This is a genomic window from Nonomuraea maritima (assembly GCF_900100395.1).
In the GTDB taxonomy this organism is placed as follows: Bacteria; Actinomycetota; Actinomycetes; order Streptosporangiales; family Streptosporangiaceae; genus Nonomuraea; species Nonomuraea maritima.
The window spans coordinates 58,632-75,936 of record NZ_FNFB01000027.1 but is presented as its reverse complement, the minus strand read 5'-3'; the positions used below and the strand labels follow the sequence as shown (position 1 = coordinate 75,936).

Annotated in this window: 16 protein-coding genes; 5 read left to right on the top strand and 11 right to left on the bottom strand. The window is 71.2% G+C overall.

Going from position 1 to position 17,305, the window contains the following annotated elements; translation table 11 throughout:
• Positions 1-4: 4 nt before the first annotated feature.
• From rpoZ to pyrR, 11 genes are all read right to left on the bottom strand, one after another.
• Complete coding sequence (rpoZ, locus tag BLR04_RS30930; RefSeq protein WP_090771926.1) at positions 5-274, bottom strand: DNA-directed RNA polymerase subunit omega; 270 nt, start codon at positions 272-274, stop codon at positions 5-7.
• Positions 275-279: 5 nt separating this feature from the next.
• Positions 280-873: a guanylate kinase gene (gene gmk, locus BLR04_RS30925; RefSeq protein WP_218129238.1), complete on the bottom strand. Its 594-nt coding sequence runs from the start codon at positions 871-873 to the stop codon at positions 280-282.
• A gap of 115 nt (positions 874-988) precedes the next feature.
• Positions 989-1,312, bottom strand: coding sequence for an integration host factor, actinobacterial type (gene mihF / locus BLR04_RS30920; RefSeq protein WP_090771922.1), 324 nt, complete (start codon positions 1,310-1,312; stop codon positions 989-991).
• Between the two features lie 468 nt (positions 1,313-1,780).
• Entirely contained in the window at positions 1,781-2,473 is a 693-nt protein-coding gene (pyrF, locus tag BLR04_RS30915; RefSeq protein ID WP_090771920.1) for an orotidine-5'-phosphate decarboxylase, read from the bottom strand.
• On the bottom strand, positions 2,470-3,447 hold the full coding sequence (locus BLR04_RS30910; RefSeq protein ID WP_090771974.1) for a dihydroorotate dehydrogenase: 978 nt from the start codon (positions 3,445-3,447) through the stop codon (positions 2,470-2,472). The genes pyrF and BLR04_RS30910 overlap by 4 nt, the downstream gene beginning before the upstream one ends.
• Positions 3,437-4,288: a dihydroorotate dehydrogenase electron transfer subunit gene (locus BLR04_RS30905; protein ID WP_245740733.1), complete on the bottom strand. Its 852-nt coding sequence runs from the start codon at positions 4,286-4,288 to the stop codon at positions 3,437-3,439. Before BLR04_RS30905 ends, BLR04_RS30910 begins: the two co-directional genes overlap by 11 nt.
• Before the next feature lie 40 nt (positions 4,289-4,328).
• Positions 4,329-7,616 (bottom strand): carbamoyl-phosphate synthase large subunit, encoded by a 3,288-nt coding sequence (carB, locus tag BLR04_RS30900; RefSeq protein ID WP_090771916.1) that lies wholly within the window; start codon positions 7,614-7,616, stop codon positions 4,329-4,331.
• Positions 7,603-8,709, bottom strand: coding sequence for a glutamine-hydrolyzing carbamoyl-phosphate synthase small subunit (carA, locus tag BLR04_RS30895; RefSeq protein ID WP_090771915.1), 1,107 nt, complete (start codon positions 8,707-8,709; stop codon positions 7,603-7,605). Before carA ends, carB begins: the two co-directional genes overlap by 14 nt.
• Complete coding sequence (locus BLR04_RS30890; RefSeq protein WP_090771913.1) at positions 8,706-9,992, bottom strand: dihydroorotase; 1,287 nt, start codon at positions 9,990-9,992, stop codon at positions 8,706-8,708. Before BLR04_RS30890 ends, carA begins: the two co-directional genes overlap by 4 nt.
• The gene (locus BLR04_RS30885) at positions 9,989-10,906 is read right to left on the bottom strand and encodes an aspartate carbamoyltransferase catalytic subunit (protein WP_090771911.1); all 918 of its coding nucleotides are present in this window, start codon (positions 10,904-10,906) and stop codon (positions 9,989-9,991) included. Before BLR04_RS30885 ends, BLR04_RS30890 begins: the two co-directional genes overlap by 4 nt.
• Complete coding sequence (gene pyrR / locus BLR04_RS30880; protein ID WP_090771909.1) at positions 10,903-11,448, bottom strand: bifunctional pyr operon transcriptional regulator/uracil phosphoribosyltransferase PyrR; 546 nt, start codon at positions 11,446-11,448, stop codon at positions 10,903-10,905. The genes BLR04_RS30885 and pyrR overlap by 4 nt, the downstream gene beginning before the upstream one ends.
• Before the next feature lie 308 nt (positions 11,449-11,756).
• Here pyrR and BLR04_RS30875 point away from each other — a divergent pair, with 308 nt between their 5' ends.
• The 5 genes from BLR04_RS30875 to BLR04_RS30855 are packed head-to-tail and all read left to right on the top strand — an operon-like array spanning position 11,757 to position 17,245.
• Positions 11,757-13,001 (top strand): arginine deiminase, encoded by a 1,245-nt coding sequence (locus BLR04_RS30875; protein ID WP_090771907.1) that lies wholly within the window; start codon positions 11,757-11,759, stop codon positions 12,999-13,001.
• 15 nt (positions 13,002-13,016) lie between these two features.
• Complete coding sequence (argF, locus tag BLR04_RS30870) at positions 13,017-14,021, top strand: ornithine carbamoyltransferase (RefSeq protein WP_090771905.1); 1,005 nt, start codon at positions 13,017-13,019, stop codon at positions 14,019-14,021.
• On the top strand, positions 14,022-14,957 hold the full coding sequence (gene arcC / locus BLR04_RS30865) for a carbamate kinase (RefSeq protein ID WP_090771903.1): 936 nt from the start codon (positions 14,022-14,024) through the stop codon (positions 14,955-14,957). It abuts the gene before it with no gap.
• A gap of 9 nt (positions 14,958-14,966) precedes the next feature.
• Positions 14,967-16,385, top strand: coding sequence for an amino acid permease (locus BLR04_RS30860; protein WP_090771901.1), 1,419 nt, complete (start codon positions 14,967-14,969; stop codon positions 16,383-16,385).
• Entirely contained in the window at positions 16,385-17,245 is an 861-nt protein-coding gene (locus tag BLR04_RS30855; protein WP_090771899.1) for a universal stress protein, read from the top strand. Before BLR04_RS30860 ends, BLR04_RS30855 begins: the two co-directional genes overlap by 1 nt.
• Positions 17,246-17,305 lie beyond the last annotated feature (60 nt).

Sequence of the window (17,305 nt, the reverse complement as noted above, 5' to 3'; positions counted from 1 at the left end):
GGGGTCAGACCGCGCCTTCGATGGGCTCGGAGCTGAGCAGGCCCTCGGAGACCTCACGCAGCGCGATGGACAGAGGCTTCTCCTGAGCGTGCGTCTCGACCAGCGGACCCACGTACTCAAGCAGGCCCTCGCCGAGCTGGGAGTAGTAGGCGTTGATCTGGCGGGCGCGCTTGGCGCCCATGATCACCAGGGAATATTTGCTGTCGACGATGTCGAGCAGCGCGTCGATCGGCGGGTTGGTGATGCCCTCCGCGGCCGGGGTGCTGCCTGCCACGATTGTCAGACCTCTCGGTTGGTGGTTGTCATGACCCCCTGAGGGTCAGTCATCAAGGCTATCAGGCGGCGGCACACGTCTTCGACGCTCGTGTTGACCAAGGTGAGGTCGAACTCGTGCTCGGCGGCCATCTCGACCCGGCCGGCGGCCAGCCGGCGGGCGATCACGTCTTCTGGCTCGGTGCCGCGCCCGCGCAGCCGCTTCTCGAGCTCCTCCCAGCTGGGTGGAGCGAGGAACACCAGCAGCGCCTCCGGCATGGTGCGGCGCACCTGCCGCGCGCCCTCGAGGTCGATCTCGAGCAGGGTGGGAACCCCTTCGGCGAGCTTCTTCAGCACCGGCTCGCGCGGGGTTCCGTAGCAGTTGCCCGCGAACTCCGCCCATTCCAGCAGCTCGCCCGCGGCGACCATACGCTCGAACTCGTCGCCGTCCACGAAGTAGTAGTGGACCCCGTTGACCTCACCGGGCCGGGGTCTCCTGGTGGTCACCGAGACCGACAGCCACACCTCGGGGTGTGCCCGCCGGAACTCGGCGACGACCGTGGACTTGCCGACGCCCGACGGCCCGGAAAGGACCGTCAGTCGTCGTTCGCTCAGGGGCAGGAAGCCGTCCTCGGCTCCCGATCCGAGCGCCTCGAAGGCACTGATGTCGCCGGACCAGGACCTGTCGGTCACTTCCTACCCCCCGCTGAGCCTGCGTGTTCGTGTGGAACAGAGACTAGCCCTCGTTGCCACCGAACTCGCGCTCGAGGGCTGCCCGCTGGTTCGCACCGAGGCCACGCACGCGGCGGGACTCGGCGATCGCGAGCCGCTCCATGAGCTGCTTGGCGCGGACCTTGCCCACGCCGGGGAGCGATTCCAACAAAGCCGACACCTTCATCTTGCCGATGACGTCGTCGGCCTGCCCATCCTTGAGCACCTCAGCCAGAGAAACCGCGCCATGCTTGAGCCGGTTCTTGACCTCGGCACGCTCTTTACGGGCCTTTGCAGCCTTCTCTAGGGCTGCGGCGCGCTGCTCGGGGGTCAGGGGAGGAAGAGCCACGCCGGGTCACCTCGAATTTCTGTCGATGTACTCGGACGGGAAGGGAAACTAGCTGGTCATCGCCACCTAAGCAACGTCAAGAGCGGTTTCTCTCGCGACAAAATCCACTTCATCGCTGTGCGTGATCGTAAAATCACATTGTGCTGATCAAATCGCCCTCACTTCCCCGTTCTCGCGATGCGTCGCGACGAGGCCGTGAGCAGCGAAGATGATCATCCGCCCGTCGGGGCCTGTGTCCGAAACCCCGGCCAGACCTGGGCCGAAACCGTCGTGAAGATCGCGTGCGACGCGCTGCACGGATGCCTTATGATCTTGGAGACGCGCCCTCCCGGCCTCCGCCGGGCGTGGCCCTCCCGGCGTCCAGGAGAGGCGATGCCGGGGCTCGCTCTTCACGTTCCGTGACGCTGCGGCGTCCCCGCTCACCGGCCGCCGGTTCGTGGGGCGACCGGTGCCCTGCCGGGGCTCGCGTCAGGAGGCGCGGCGCAGCGAGGCGGCGATGGCCGCGGCGGCGGCACCCGGATCGGGCGCCCCGGTGATGGGACGGCCGATGACGAGCAGGTCGGCCCCGTCGGCCAGGGCCTGCTCAGGGGTGGCCACCCGGATCTGGTCCTGTGTGTCGGCTCCCAGGGGGCGGACGCCGGGCGTGATGAGGGTGATGTCCTCGCCCACCTCGGCCCGCACCGCCGCCACCTCGTTCGGCGAGCAGACGAGTGCCGTGGCGCCCGCCTCGACCGACAGGACGGCCAGCCGGCGCACGGCGTCGGCGGCGGGCCCTGCGATGCCGATCCGGCCGAGGTCGGCCTCCGACAGGGAGGTCAGGATCGTCACGGCGGCGATCTTGGTGTGCGGCGCCGACTCCACGGCTGCCCTGATCATGGCGGTCCCGCCCCCGGCGTGCACGGTCAGGATGGACGGCCGCAGCCGCGCCACCGCGCGCGCGGCCCCGGCGACGGTGTTGGGGATGTCGTGCAGCTTCAGGTCGAGGAACACCTGGACGCCGCTGGCCCCGCGGACGGAGGCGATCACGTCGGGGCCGTAGCGCAGGTAGAGCTCCAGCCCCACCTTGACGGTGGTGACGTGCGGGGTGACCAGGGCGGCCCACTGGGCGGCGGTCTCCAGGTCGGGGGCGTCGAGAGCGACGGCGATCGGTGCGGGGGTCAAGGCGTGCTCTCCTCGGTGTCGACTAGCAGGTGCCGGGGTGCGCTCCCCGGCGGGCGGTGCGCCAGGCCGACGGCGTCGGCCAGGCGCTGGAAGCCGCGTGCCCTCAGCAGGTCCTCGAGCTCGCGCTCGATGCGCAGGCACGCGTACGGGTCGTGGAACAGCGCCGTGCCGACGCCGACCGCGCAGGCGCCCGCGAGGACGAGCTGGAAGGCGTCCTGGCCGCTCATCACGCCGCCGACGCCGATGAGCGGCACTCCGGGAAGCGCGGCGTGGACCTGCCAGACGCACCGTACGGCCAGTGGCAGGATGGCCGGCCCCGACAGGCCACCGGTGACGGCGGCGAGCGAGGGCCGCAGCGCCTCGGTGTCGATGGCCATGCCGAGCGGATTGTTGATCATGGACAGCGCGTCGGCGCCCGCGTCGACGCACGCCCGCGCGACGGCGACGATGTCGGCCACGTCGGGCGCCAGCTTGGCGACCACGGGCACGTCGTAGCGCATGATCGAGCGGACGGAGGCGATGACCTCCGCGGCGGCGCTGCCCTCGCGCGCGAAGACGCGCCCGCGGTCCTCCATGTTCGGGCAGGAGAGGTTGACCTCCAGCGCGGTCACGCCGGGCGCGTCGGCGAGCCTGCGGGCCAGCTCGGAGTACTCGGCGACGGTGCCGCCGCCGATCGAGACGATGGTCTTGATGCCCCGCTGGGCCAGCCAGGGCAGTTCGCGCTCGAGGAACGCCTCGATGCCCGGCCCCTGCAGCCCGACGGCGTTGAGCATGCCCGAGGGCGTCTCCGCCATGCGCGGCGTGGGCCGCCCGGCCCGGGGGGCCATGGTGATCGAGCGGGTGGTCAGCGCGCCGAGCCGGTGCAGGTCGAAGAACTGGGAGAGCTCCTGGCCCGAGGAGGCGCAGCCGGCGGCCGTGGTGATGGGGTTCGCCAGCTCCACATGCGCTAGAAATGTCCGCATATCAACTGACATGTCGTGCACCGCCTCCAGGGGCGCCGAGCGCGTCGAACGGAATCGTGCCCACGTCCTCGAACCGCACCCGCTCCCCCCGGAACACCGGCCCCTCCACGCACGCCCGGACCATCCTGGTCGCGCCGTCGTCGCCGATGACCGGCAGCACGCACGTCATGCAGACGCCGATGCCGCAGGCCATCGACTCCTCCACCGCCGCCTGCACCGGGATGTCGAACTCCATCGCCACCGCCGTGACCGAACGCAGCGTCTCCATCGGAGCGCACGCGTAGACCACGTCGGCCCGCGTGTCGGCGATCACCGACGGCAGCGCGTCGGTGACCTTGCCGCGCAGGCCGAGCGAGCCGTCCTCGGTGGTCAGCGTGGTCGTCGTCGCCATCCTGCGGGCCCGCATCGCCCCGAACACCCGCTCGGCCCCGGCCCCGCCGAGCACGAAGTCGACCCGGCAGCCCCGCGCCAGCAGCGCGTCGGCCAGCGGGAACAGCACGGCAGAGCCGTACTCGGAGCCGACCAGCACGCAGTGGGCGGGGTCGCGCGGCAGCGGGAAGGGCCGGCCGAGCGGCCCGACCAGGTCGAGCGTGTCACGGGCGCGGCGCTCGGCCAGCCAGGCCGTGCCGGGGCCGCGCGTGGTGAAGACGAGCTCGACCGTGCCGCCGTAGTCGGCCTTCACGTCGTGGATGGACAGCGCGCGGCGCGTCACCATCGACGTGTGCGGCCCGCCGACCGCCACCGAGACGAAGTGACCGGGCCGGTAACGCTCGGCGATGCCGGGCGCCACCACCGTCAGCGCATGGTAGGCGTCGACCCGGCGCGTCGTCAGCACCGTGCCCGTCACCTGCACCGGTGTACCGGCCAGTCGTCTTCACCTCCCGCCTGCCGGGTCAGCCCCGGAGTGCCCGTGCGTGTTCCTGCAGGGACCGTACGCCGACGTCGCCGCGGACGATCGCCTGGATGCCCGCGGCGGCGGCGGCCAGCCCCGCGACCGTGGTGATGCACGGGATGCCGCGCAGCACGGCGGCCGTGCGGATGTCGTAGCCGTCAAGTCGCGGCCCCGACTGCCCGGGCCCGCCGAAGGGCGTGTTGACGATCAGGTCGACCTCGCCGTCGAGAATGCACTGCACGCTCGTGGGCTCACCTCCGGGACCAGGTCCCTCGCTGTGCTTTCGCACGATCTTGGCATGGACGCCGTTACGGCGCAGCACCTCTGCGGTGCCCTCCGTAGCCAGGATCTCGAAACCGAGGTCGGCCAGCGCCTTCACAGGGAAGATCATCGCACGCTTGTCCCTGTTGGCCACGGATACGAACGCGCGTCCCTTCGTCGGGAGCTCGCCGTAGGCGCCCGCCTGCGACTTGGCGTACGCGACGCCGAAGAACTCGTCGATGCCCATGACCTCGCCCGTGGAGCGCATCTCGGGCCCGAGCACGGTGTCGACGCCGCGGAACCGGTTGAACGGCAGCACGGCCTCCTTCACCGCGATGGACGCCTCCATCGGCAGCGTGCCGCCGTCGCCGGTGGCGGGCAGCATGCCCTCCTCGCGCAGCGAGGCGACCGACGCGCCGAGCATCACCCGGGCCGCCGCCTTGGCCAGCGGCACCGCCGTGGCCTTCGACACGAACGGCACCGTACGGCTGGCGCGCGGGTTGGCCTCCAGGACGTACAGGACGCCGGCGGACATGGCGTACTGGACGTTGAGCAGGCCGCGGACGCCCACCCCCGCCGCGATGGCCAGGGTGGCGGCGCGGATGCGCTTGATGTCGTGGCTGCCGAGCGTGATCGGCGGCAGGGCGCACGCCGAGTCGCCGGAGTGGATGCCGGCCTCCTCGATGTGCTCCATGACGCCGCCGAGGTACAGCTCCTCGCCGTCGTAGAGGGCGTCGACGTCGATCTCGATGGCCTCGTCGAGGAACTTGTCGACCAGCACCGGGTGGCCGCCCTCCTGGGCCGCCATGTACGTGGTGAGGGTCTCGTCGTCGTACACGATGGCCATGCCGGCCCCGCCGAGCACGTACGAGGGGCGCACCAGCACCGGGTAGCCGATGTCGGCGGCGATCTCGAGGGCCTCGGCGACGGTCAGCGCGGTGCCGTGCTTGGGCGCGGGCAGGCCCGCCTCGGCGAGCACCCGGCCGAACGCACCGCGCTCCTCGGCGAGGTGGATCGACTCGGGCGAGGTGCCGACCACGGGCACGCCCGCGTCCTTCAGCGCCTGCGCCAGGCCGAGCGGCGTCTGTCCGCCGAGCTGCACGATCACGCCCACGACCGGTCCGGTCTGCTGCTCGGCGTGCACGACCTCCAGGACGTCCTCCAGCGTGAGCGGCTCGAAGTAGAGCCGGTCGGAGGTGTCGTAGTCGGTGGAGACGGTCTCGGGGTTGCAGTTGACCATGACGGTCTCGAACCCGGCCCGCGACAGCTCGAACGAGGCGTGCACGCACGCGTAGTCGAACTCGATGCCCTGCCCGATGCGGTTGGGCCCCGAGCCGAGGATGATGACCTTCGGCCGGTCGCCCTGCGGGACCTCGGTCTCCTCGTCGTAGGTGGAGTAGAGGTACGGCGTCCGGGCGGCGAACTCGGCGGCGCAGGTGTCGACGGTGTTGTAGACCGGCCGCAGCCCGAGGGCGTGCCGCAGGTCGCGCACCCTGGCCTCGTCGATGCCGCGGATCTCGCCGATCTGCGCGTCTGCGAAACCGTGCCGCTTGGCCCGTTCGAGCACCTCGGAGGTCAGCTCGGGCTCACCGGCGATCTCCTCGGCCACCTCGTGGAGGAGGAAGAGCTGGTCGATGAACCACGGGTCGACGTTGGTGGCCGCGTGGATCTCCTCGAGCGTGGCCCCGGCCCTGATGGCCTGCTGCATCGTGCGCAGCCGCCCGTCGTGCGGGGTGCGGCAGGCGGCCAGCAGCTCGTCCTTCGAGCCGGGCGTGCCCGCCCAGGTGAAGGAGGAGTTCTTCTTCTCCAGCGACCGCAGCGCCTTCTGCAGCGCCTCGGGGAAGGAGCGGCCGATGGCCATGGCCTCGCCGACGGACTTCATGTGGGTGGTGAGCGTCTGGTCGGCGCCGCGGAACTTCTCGAAGGCGAAGCGCGGCACCTTCACCACGATGTAGTCGAGCGTCGGCTCGAAGGAGGCGGGCGTCTCCTTGGTGATGTCGTTGGGGATCTCGTCGAGCGTGTAGCCGATGGCCAGCTTGGCGGCGATCTTCGCGATCGGGAAGCCGGTGGCCTTGGACGCGAGCGCCGACGAGCGGGACACGCGCGGGTTCATCTCGATGACGATCATGCGGCCGGTGCGCGGGTCGACCGCGAACTGGATGTTGCAGCCGCCGGTGTCGACGCCGACCTCGCGGATGACCGCGATGGCGACGTCGCGCATGTTCTGGTACTCGCGGTCGGTCAGGGTCAGCGCGGGCGCGACGGTGACGCTGTCGCCGGTGTGGACGCCCATCGGGTCGATGTTCTCGATGGAGCACACGATCACGACGTTGTCGGCCTTGTCGCGCATGACCTCGAGCTCGTACTCCTTCCAGCCGAGGATCGACTCCTCCAGGAGCACCTCGCTGGTCGGCGACGCGTCGAGCCCGGCGCCGGCGATGCGGCGCAGGTCGTCGGCGTTGTGGGCGAACCCGGAGCCGACGCCGCCCATGGTGAACGAGGGCCGCACCACCAGCGGGTAGCCGAGCTCGTCGGCGGCGGCCAGGCACTCGTCCATCGTGTGGCAGATGAAGGAACGGGCCGACTCGGCGTTGAGGCCGTGCTCGCGGGCCACCTTGGCGACGATCTCCTTGAACCGCTCGCGGTTCTCGCCCGCCTGGATGGCGTCGAAGTCGGCGCCGATCAGCTCGACCTCGTACTTGTCGAGGACGCCGGACTCGTGCAGGGCGACCGCGGTGTTGAGCGCGGTCTGGCCGCCGAGCGTGGGCAGGAGCGCGTCGGGGCGCTCCTTGGCGATGATCTTCTCGACGTACTCGGGGGTGATCGGCTCGACGTACGTGGCGTCGGCGAACTCCGGGTCCGTCATGATCGTCGCCGGGTTGCTGTTGACGAGGATGACGCGGAACCCCTCGGCGCGCAGCACGCGGCACGCCTGGGTGCCGGAGTAGTCGAACTCGCAGGCCTGACCGATCACGATCGGCCCGGAGCCGATCACGAGGACGGACCTGATGTCCTCACGCTTGGGCACGGCTCATGACCTCACAGAACTCGTCGAACAGGTAGGCGGCGTCGTGCGGGCCCGCCGCGGCCTCCGGGTGGTACTGGACGCTGAAGGCGGGCCGGTCGAGCAGCCGCAGCCCCTCGACGCAGCGGTCGTTCAGGTTGACGTGGCTGACCTCGGCCTGCCCGAAGGCCGTCTCGAACGGCCCGTCGAGCGGCGCCTGCACGGCGAACCCGTGGTTGTGCGCCGAGATCTCGACCTTGCCGGTGCGGACGTCCTGGACGGGCTGGTTGACGCCGCGGTGGCCGTAGCGCAGCTTGTACGTCGACAGCCCGAGCGCCCGTCCGAACAGCTGGTTGCCGAAGCAGATGCCGAAGAACGGCACCCCGGCCTCCAGCACGGAGCGCAGCGCCGACACGTCGGCGGTGGCCGGGTCGCCTGGCCCGTTCGAGAAGAACACGCCGTCGGGCCCGACCGCCATGATGTCCTCGAACGTGGCGGTGGCCGGCAGCACGTGGACCTCGCAGCCGCGTTCGGCCATGCGCTGCGGGGTCATCCCCTTGATGCCGAGGTCGACGGCCGCCACGGTGAAGCGCTTGGCGCCGATGGCGGGCACGACGTACGGCTCGGTGGTGGCCACCTCGCCGGCCAGGTCGGCGCCCTCCATGCCGGGGGCGTTGCGTACCCGCTCGACCAGGGCCTCGACCGGCTCGGCGGGCGAGGTGAAGATGCCTGCCCGCATGGCTCCGCGCTCACGCAGGTGGCGGGTCAGGGCGCGGGTGCCGGAGATGGCGATCCCGACCACGCCCTGTTCCTTGAGGTAGTCGTCGAGCGAGCGGTTGGCCCGCCAGTTGGAGACGATCCTGGACGGCTCGCGCACGACGTAGCCGGCCACCCAGACGCGCCCCGACTCGGGGTCTTCGTCGTTGACGCCGGTGTTGCCGATGTGCGGCGCCGTCATGGCGACGATCTGCCGATGGTAGGAGGGGTCAGTGAGGGTCTCCTGGTAACCGGTCATGCCGGTGTTGAAGACCATCTCGCCGAACGTCTCGCCTTCGGCGCCGTAGGAGGTCCCGTGGAAGACGCGGCCGTCTTCCAGGACCAGCACCGCTGTGTTCAAACCAGCTTCCCTTCGAGAACGGTCGGCCTGCCGCGCAGGAACGTGGCCATCACCCGTCCGGGCAGGCTCATGCCCTCGTACGGGGTGTTCCTGCTCTTCGACGCGAAGGCGGACGGATCGACCTTCGTGCGGACGGACGGGTCGTAGAGCGTGATGTTGGCCGGGGAGCCCGGCGTGAGCGGCTGCCCATGCCCGGCCAGGCGGCCGATGCGGGCGGGCGCGACGGACATGCGCTGCGCCACTCCTTCCCAGTCGAGCAGGCCGGTCTCGACCATGGCCTCCTGGACCACGCTGAGCGCGGTCTCCAGACCGACCATGCCCATGGCGGCCGCCGACCACTCGGTCTCTTTGTCCTCGACCGGGTGGGGGGCGTGATCGGTGGCCACGATGTCGATCGTGCCGTCGGCCAGCGCGGCGCGCAGCGCCTCGACGTCGGCGCGGGTGCGCAGCGGCGGGTTGACCTTGTAGATCGGGTTGTAGGCCCCTACCGGCGACTCCTCCACCAGGTCGTCGGTGAGGAGCAGGTGGTGCGGGGTGACCTCGGCGGTGACGTTCCAGCCCTTGGACTTCGCCCAGCGCAGGATCTCGACCGAGCCGGCCGTGGAGACGTGGCACACGTGCAGTCGCGAGCCGACGTGGGCGGCCAGCAGGCAGTCGCGGGCGATGATCGCCTCTTCTGCCACGGCGGGCCAGCCGGTGAGGCCGAGTTTGCCGGAGACGACGCCCTCGTTCATCTGGGCGCCGGAGGTCAACCGCGGCTCCTGGGCGTGCTGGGCGACGACGCCGTCGAAGGCTTTGACGTACTCGAGGGCGCGGCGCATCAGCACCGCGTCGTCGACGCACTTGCCGTCGTCGGAGAAGACGCGCACGCGGGCCGCGGAGTCGGCCATCGCGCCGAGCTCGGCGAGCTGCCTGCCCTCCAGGCCGACGGTGACGGCGCCGACCGGGTGGACGTCGCAGTGGCCGAACTCGCGACCGAGCCGCCACACCTGCTCGACGACACCGGCGGTGTCGGCGACGGGCGAGGTGTTGGCCATGGCGTGGACGGCGGTGTAGCCGCCGCGCGCGGCCGACTGGGTGCCGGACTGCACGGTCTCGGCGTCCTCGCGGCCCGGCTCGCGCAGGTGGGTGTGCAGGTCGACGAGGCCGGGCAGCGCGACGGCGCCCTGGCCGTCGACGGTCTCCGGCCCCTCGAGCCCCGGGCCGATCTCGGCGATCAGCCCGTCGGCGACGCGGATGTCGACCGGTTCGCCGCCCAGGATGCGGACATTCTTGATGATCATGCGGTTTCTCCCCCGAGCAGCAGGTAGAGGACGGCCATCCGGATGGTCACGCCGTTGGCGACCTGCTCGACGATCGTGGAGCGCGCCGAGTCGGCCACCTCCGCGGCGATCTCCATACCGCGGTTCATCGGCCCGGGATGCATGACGATCGCGTCGTCGGGCAGCTTCGCGAACCGGTCGCGGTCGAGGCCGTACCGGCGGGAGTACTCGCGCTCGCTGGGGAAGTACGCGGCGTTCATCCGCTCCTTCTGCACCCGGAGCATCATCACCGCGTCGGACTTGGGCAGCACCGCGTCGAGGTCGTAGGAGACCTCGCACGGCCAGGCGCCGACCGAGACGGGCAGCAGCGTGGGCGGGGCGACCAGCGTGACCTCGGCGCCGAGCGTGTGCAGCAGCAGCACGTTGGAGCGGGCGACCCGGCTGTGCAGGACGTCGCCGACGATCGTGACCTTGCGCCCCTCGAGGCTCCCCAGGCGGCGGCGCATCGAGAACGCGTCGAGCAGCGCCTGCGTGGGGTGCTCGTGCGTGCCGTCACCGGCGTTGACCACGCTGCCGTGCACCCACGTGGCCAGGCGGTAGGGCGCCCCGGACGCGGAGTGGCGGATGACGACCGCGTCGGCGCCCATGGCCTCCAGGGTGAGCGCGGTGTCCTTGAGCGACTCGCCCTTGGACACGCTCGACCCCTTGGCCGAGAAGTTGATCACGTCGGCGGACAGCCGCTTGGCGGCCGCCTCGAACGAGATGCGCGTACGGGTGGAGTCCTCGAAGAACAGGTTGACGACGGTGCGCCCGCGCAGCGTCGGCAGCTTCTTGATGGAACGTTCCGAGACTCTCGCCAGCTCCTCCGCGGTGTCGAGGATGAGCAGCGCGTCGTCCTTGGCGAGGTCGCCGGCGGAGATCAGGTGCCGGTTCACGCGGCGCCTCCCTTCATGAGCAGCACGGCGTCGCGCCCGTCGATCTCCTCCAGGTAGACCTTGACCTTCTCGCTCTTGGCGGTCGGGAGGTTCTTGCCGACGTAGTCGGCCCGGATGGGCAGCTCGCGGTGGCCGCGGTCGACCAGCGTGGCGAGCTGTACGGCGGCGGGACGGCCGAGGTCGTTGAGCGCGTCGAGCGCGGCGCGCACGCTGCGGCCCGAGTAGAGGACGTCGTCGACGAGGACGACGACCCTGCCGTCGATGCCGTCGGGCGGGAGCTCGGTGCGGCCGAGCGGCCTGGCGGGCCCGCTGCGCAGGTCGTCGCGGTACATCGTGATGTCGATGGAGCCGACGGGGGTCTTGACGCCTTCGAAGCGCTCGATGCGCTCACCGAGGCGGCGGGCCAGCGTGGCGCCGCGCGTCGGGATGCCGAGGAGGACGACGTCTCCCGCGCCCTTCGTGCGTTCGAGGATCTCGTGCGCGATGCGGGTCAACGCCCTGTGGATGTCCGGGGCCTCGAGAACAGCCCTCGAATCGGACATGACGAAATCTCACCACCTTTCCCGCCTCACGGGACGGGTCTTAAAGGGTGTCGGTCGGGACACACAGTACCAGGGGCTACCAGCTACAACGGGACTGCCCTCCCGGCTCCCGGAGGCGCGGAGGGGTTCAGCCGATGCCCGCGATCACGTAATTTCCGGCCCTGCTCTGCGCACTCGCGGTGTCGCGGTCCCGGGCGCGGGGCAGGTGACGGACGTCCGGGGCGTACTCCGTGCGAGGCCCGCCCCCGGACGCGCGCAGGCGGGGACCGCGGGCGTGAGGCCGCGCCCCCGAGGGGGATACAGCAGAGATGACATTTCATGTCGATTCCGAGGTGGGGCGGCTCCGGCAGGTCCTGCTGCACACCCCGGACCTGGCGCTGAAACGGCTCACCCCCACCACGAAGGACGCCTTCCTCTTCGACGACGTGCTGTGGGTGCACCGCGCGATCGAGGAGCACGAGGAGTTCCGCAGGCTGCTCACCGACCGCGGCGTCCGCGTCCACCTGCTGTCCGACCTGCTCAGGGAGACCGTCGAGATCCCCGAGGCGCGCAAGCACATCCTCGACGCGGTCGTGGACGAGCACTGGCTCGGCCCGGTCGCCGTCGACGACATCCGCAACACGCTCGACGCGATGGACGCGGCGACGCTGCAGGTCTACCTGACCGGCGGCATCACCAAGCGCGAGATCGTCGAGATGGGCTGCTCCCCCAAGGCGCTGACCTTCCACGTCATGGCCGACGACGACTTCGTCCTGCCGCCGCTGCCCAACCACCTGTTCACCCGCGACACCTCCAGCTGGATCTACGACGGCGTGTCCATCAACGCGATGCGCAAGAAGGCCCGCATGCGCGAGACGGTCAACATGGAGGCCGTCTACATGTTCCACCCGATGTTCGCCGACGGCTTCAACCGGCCCGGCGACGACGGCTACCACTGCTGGCTGCCCGGACGGTCGATGGCGCCCGCCACCCTGGAGGGCGGCGACGTCCTGGTGATCGGACGGGGCGCCGTGCTCGTCGGGATGAGCGAGCGCACCCAGCCGCAGGCGGTCGAGATGCTGGCGCGGCGGCTGTTCCAGGCCGGCTCGGCGCGCCGGATCGTGGCGCTCGACCTGCCGAAGACGCGGGCGTTCATGCACCTCGACACCGTGATGACGATGCTCGACGTGGGGGTGTTCACCAAGTACGCGGGGCTCGGGATGCTGCGGTCGTACACGATCGAGCCGGGTGAGACCCCCAAGGAGCTGAAGGTCACCGACCACGCGCCCGAGGACATGCACCGGGCCATCGCGCGCGCCATCGACCTGCCGGACATCACCGTCCTGACCCCCACCCAGGACGTGTACGCCGCCGAACGCGAGCAGTGGGACGACGGCTGCAACGGGCTGGCACTGGAGCCCGGCGTCGTCGTCGCCTACGAGCGCAACACCACGACCAACAACTACCTGCGCGACAACGGCATCGAAGTGATCACGATCAGGGGCAGCGAGCTCGGCCGGGGGCGCGGGGGGCCGCGGTGCATGAGCTGCCCGCTCGAACGTGACGGCGTCTAGGGGGACCTGATCCGAATGGCTGTCGACCTGCGTCACCGCAGCTTCCTCAAGGAACTCGACTTCACACCCGAGGAGCTCGGACACCTGCTGAGCCTGTCGGCCGAGCTGAAGGCCTCGCGGCGGGCCCGCCGCGAGGCGCGGCGGCTGCGCGGCAGGCACATCGCGCTGGTCTTCGAGAAGGCCTCCACGCGGACGCGCTGCGCCTTCGAGGTCGCCGCCCGCGAGCAGGGCGCGCACGTGACGTGCCTCGATCCGGCGGACTCGCAGCTCGGCCACAAGGAGTCGGTCGGCGACACCGCGCGGGTGCTCGGGCGGATGTTCGACGGCATCCAGTACCGCGGCGGCGCGCAGTCGCGCGTCGAGGAGCTGGCGGCGCTGGCCGGCGTGCCGGTGTGGAACGGCCTCACCGACGAGTGGCACCCGACGCAGACGCTGGCCGACCTGCTCACCATGCGCGAGCACGCCGGCCGGCCGCTGCGCGAGCTGTCCTTCGCCTACCTCGGCGACGCGCGCAACAACGTCGGGCAGTCCCTGCTCGTGGCCGGGGCCATGTTCGGCATGGACGTGCGGATCGTCGGCCCCAAGGCCCTGTGGCCCGACCCCGACCTCGCGCTCAAGCCGGCCGGTGAGCTGGCCGCGGCGACCGGGGCCCGCATCACCCTGACCGACGACGTGCCGGACGGGGTCAAGGGCGTCGACTTCCTCTACACCGACGTGTGGGTGTCCATGGGCGAGCCGGCCGAGGTGTGGGACGAACGGATCAAGCTGCTGCTGCCGTACCAGGTCAACGACCTGGTGGTCGAGTCGACCGGCAATCCAGGCGTGCGGTTCATGCACTGCCTGCCCGCCCTGCACAACCCGCAGACGCGCATCGGGCGGGAGATCTTCGACCGGACGGGGCTCGACGCGCTGGAGGTGACCGAGAGCGTCTTCGAGTCGCCGCGCTCGATCGTCTTCGACCAGGCCGAGAACCGGCTCCACACGATCAAGGCGATCATGGTCGCCACGCTGGGAGGCTGAATGCGGGTCATCGTGGCACTGGGCGGCAACGCGGTGCTGAGGCGCGGCGAGAAGCCGGACGCCGACGTGCAGGTCGCCAACGTCCGTACGGCCGTCAAGACGCTCGCCCGGCTGGCGGGCGAGCACGAGTTGGTCATCACCCACGGCAACGGCCCCCAGGTGGGCATGCTGGCCCTGGAGAGCGCCGCCGACCCGGCGCTGAGCAGGCCGTACCCGTTCGACGTGCTGGGCGCGCAGACGCAGGGCATGATCGGCTACTGGATGCAGCAGGCACTGCAGAACGCGCTGCCCGGCCGGCAGGTCCTCGCCATGGTCACGCAGACGCTGGTCACGGCCGTCGACCCGGCGTTCGCGAACCCCACCAAGTTCGTCGGCCCGGTCTACGAGCGGGAGGAGGCCGAGAAGCTGGCCGCCGAGCGCGGCTGGACGGTACGGCCCGACGGGAGCCAGTGGCGGCGCGTGGTGCCCTCCCCCGTCCCGCAGCGCATCGTGGAGACCCGCCTGATCCGGCGGATGATCGGGCAGGGCGTGATCGTGGTGTGCGCGGGCGGCGGCGGCATCCCCGTCGTCCGCGACGAGCTCGGCCGGCTGGCCGGTGTGGAGGCCGTCGTCGACAAGGACCGTTCCGCGTCGATGCTGGCCGAGGCCCTGGAGTGCGACGCGTTCCTCAGCCTGACGGACGTGCCGCGCGTGATGCGCGACTTCGGCACGCCGCAGGAGTCGGAGATCGGCCACACCACGCCGCACGAGCTGCGGGCCCTACCCTTCCCTGACGGCTCGATGGGGCCGAAGGTGGAGGCGGCCTGCAGGTTCGTGGAGACGACCGGCGACATGGCCGCGATCGGCAGCCTGGAGGAGGCCGAGCGCATCCTCGCCGGCACGGCGGGGACGATCGTCACGCCCAACGGCAGGTGGCCGCTGACGAGCACCCTGTAGGAGCGCGAGATGCCAGTGGCGGAGCGGCTGCTCCGTACCAAACCGACCGAGCGGATCGTCGCCGAGGGCGGCCGCGGCGAGGGCGGCGAGCTGCGGCGCACGATGTCGCTGTGGCAGCTGACGCTGTTCAGCGTCGGCGCGACGCTGGGCACCGGCATCTTCGTCATCCTCGGGCAGGCGGTGCCGAAGGCGGGTCCGGCGGTGGTGCTGTCGTTCACGCTCGCGGCCGTCACCGCGCTGCTGTCGGCGCTGTCGTACGCCGAGCTGGCCGGGACGATCCCGGTGTCCGGCTCGTCCTACTCGTACGCGTACGCGACGCTGGGCGAGCTGGTCGCCTGGGTGTGCGGCTGGTGCCTGATGCTGGAGTACGCCGTGTCCGTGGCGGCCGTCGCGGTGGGCTGGGGCGAGTACCTGAACGCGTTCCTGCACTCGCTGTTCGGCGTCGCGCTGCCCGACGCGGTCACCCGCTCCCCCGGTCAGGACGGCGGCGTGGTCAACGTGACCGCGATCGCCATCGTGGTGCTGGCCACGTGGCTGCTGCTGCGCGGCACCTCCGAGAGCGCCACGGCGAACGCCGTCCTCGTGCTCGTCAAGATCGCGGTGCTGCTGTTCTTCTGCGCGGTGGCGTTCACGGCGTTCGACGCGGGGAACCTCGATCCGTTCGTCCCCATGGGGGTGGCCGGCGTCACGGCGGCCGCCTCGCAGGTCTTCTTCTCCTACATCGGCTTCGACGCGGCCTCGACGGCCGGCGAGGAGGCCAGGAACCCGCGGCGCGACCTGCCGCTGGCGATCGTGCTGTCCCTGGCCGTCGTGACGGCCGTCTACGTGCTGGTGGCCCTCGCGGCCGTCGGCGCGCTGCCGTGGACGGACTTCGAGGAGGAAGGCGCCGAGGCGAGCCTGTCGCACATCGCCGACCTGGCCGTGGGCGCCACCTGGCCGGGCCTCGTCGTGTCGTTCGGCGCGGTCGTCGCGATCGCGAGCGTCGTGCTCACCGTCCTGTACGGGCAGACGCGCATCCTGTTCGCGATGTCGCGTGACGGGCTCGTGCCGCGTGTCTTCCAGCGGGTGGGCCGCCGGCGGGTGCCGGTCGCCAACACCGTCATCGTGGCGGCGTTCGTGTCCGTACTGGCCGGGCTGGTGCCACTGGGGCAGCTCGCCGAGGCGACCAGCATCGGCACGCTGTTCGCCTTCGCCATCGTCAACGTGGGCGTGCTCGTGCTGCGCCACCGCCGTCCCGACCTGCCGCGCGGCTTCCGCGTGCCGATCTTCCCCGCCACTCCGGTGCTCGGCGCGGTCATGTGCCTGCTGCTGATGGCGGGCCTGGGCGGCACGACCTGGCTGGCGTTCACGCTGTGGATGCTCGTCGGTCTGATCTGCTATTTCCTGTACGGCTACCGCCATTCGCGGCTGAATGCCGAGGTGGGCTGATGGCGCCTGAGAACGTGCTGGCCGGTTACGTACCGGATGACCGGGGCCGCGACGCCCTGGCCCTGGCCCTGCTGCTCAAGCGGAGCACGCGGGGCCGCCTGACCGTGGCGAACGTGCAGCCGCTGGCCTGGTCCGCGCCCGGGCCCGCGAAGGCCGAGGAGTGGGCCTGGCGGGCGTACCTGCGTGAGGCGGCCGCCGCGGCGCTCGCCCAGGCCAGGGAGCTGGCCGGCGACGACGCCGAGTACGTCGCCCATTTCCGTCGCGGCAGCGGCCGGGGGCTGATGGAGCTGGCGCGCAGGCGCGGCGCCGACGCCGTCGTGATCGGCTCTGCCCCCGGTGGCGCGAGGGGGCGCATCACGCTGGGCAGCACCGCCGACCAGCTGTTGCACGCCTCCTCCGTGCCGGTCCTGCTCGCGCCGCGCGGCTACGGGGACGATCCGCCTGAGGCGTTCGAACGCATCACGGTGGCCTACCGCCGCAGCCGTGGCTGCGAGGCCGCGGTCAGGGCCGCGGTCCGCACGACCGCGGCGCTCGGCGTGCCCCTGCGGCTGGTCACGCTGGTGGTCGGCGCGCGCGGGGGCGCCGAGAGGGACCTGCTGACGCGGCTGAGCGACCGGGCGGCGGCCGATCTCCGGCTCGCCGCGCGTGGGCCGCGGCGGCGTTCGGAGGTCGAGGTCGAGGTGCTGGAAGGACGGACGGTCGCCCAGGCGCTCGGGACGACCTCATGGCTGCCCGGCGAGATGATCATATGCGGTTCCAGCGGCAGCGGGCCACTTCGGCGGGTCTTCCTCGGCGACACCTCGATCAAGATCGTCAAGGCCGCGCCGTGCCCCGTCATGGTTCTGACCCGGCAGCTCTGACATGGGACGATTTCCCCGTCAAACCCGCCTAGAACGCCCCGACCAATGGGGCATCACGGG

Excerpts from the sequence above, each read along its gene's own strand:
- BLR04_RS30875 (WP_090771907.1), top strand. The coding sequence starts at position 11,757 with ATGACATTTCATGTCGATTCCGAGGTGGGGCGGCTCCGGCAGGTCCTG.
- BLR04_RS30855 (WP_090771899.1), top strand. The coding sequence starts at position 16,385 with ATGGCGCCTGAGAACGTGCTGGCCGGTTACGTACCGGATGACCGGGGC.
- arcC (WP_090771903.1), top strand. The coding sequence starts at position 14,022 with ATGCGGGTCATCGTGGCACTGGGCGGCAACGCGGTGCTGAGGCGCGGC.
- BLR04_RS30890 (WP_090771913.1), bottom strand. The coding sequence starts at position 9,992 with ATGATCATCAAGAATGTCCGCATCCTGGGCGGCGAACCGGTCGACATC.
- argF (WP_090771905.1), top strand. The coding sequence starts at position 13,017 with ATGGCTGTCGACCTGCGTCACCGCAGCTTCCTCAAGGAACTCGACTTC.
- pyrR (WP_090771909.1), bottom strand. The coding sequence starts at position 11,448 with ATGTCCGATTCGAGGGCTGTTCTCGAGGCCCCGGACATCCACAGGGCG.
- BLR04_RS30860 (WP_090771901.1), top strand. The coding sequence starts at position 14,967 with ATGCCAGTGGCGGAGCGGCTGCTCCGTACCAAACCGACCGAGCGGATC.
- BLR04_RS30910 (WP_090771974.1), bottom strand. The coding sequence starts at position 3,447 with ATGTCAGTTGATATGCGGACATTTCTAGCGCATGTGGAGCTGGCGAAC.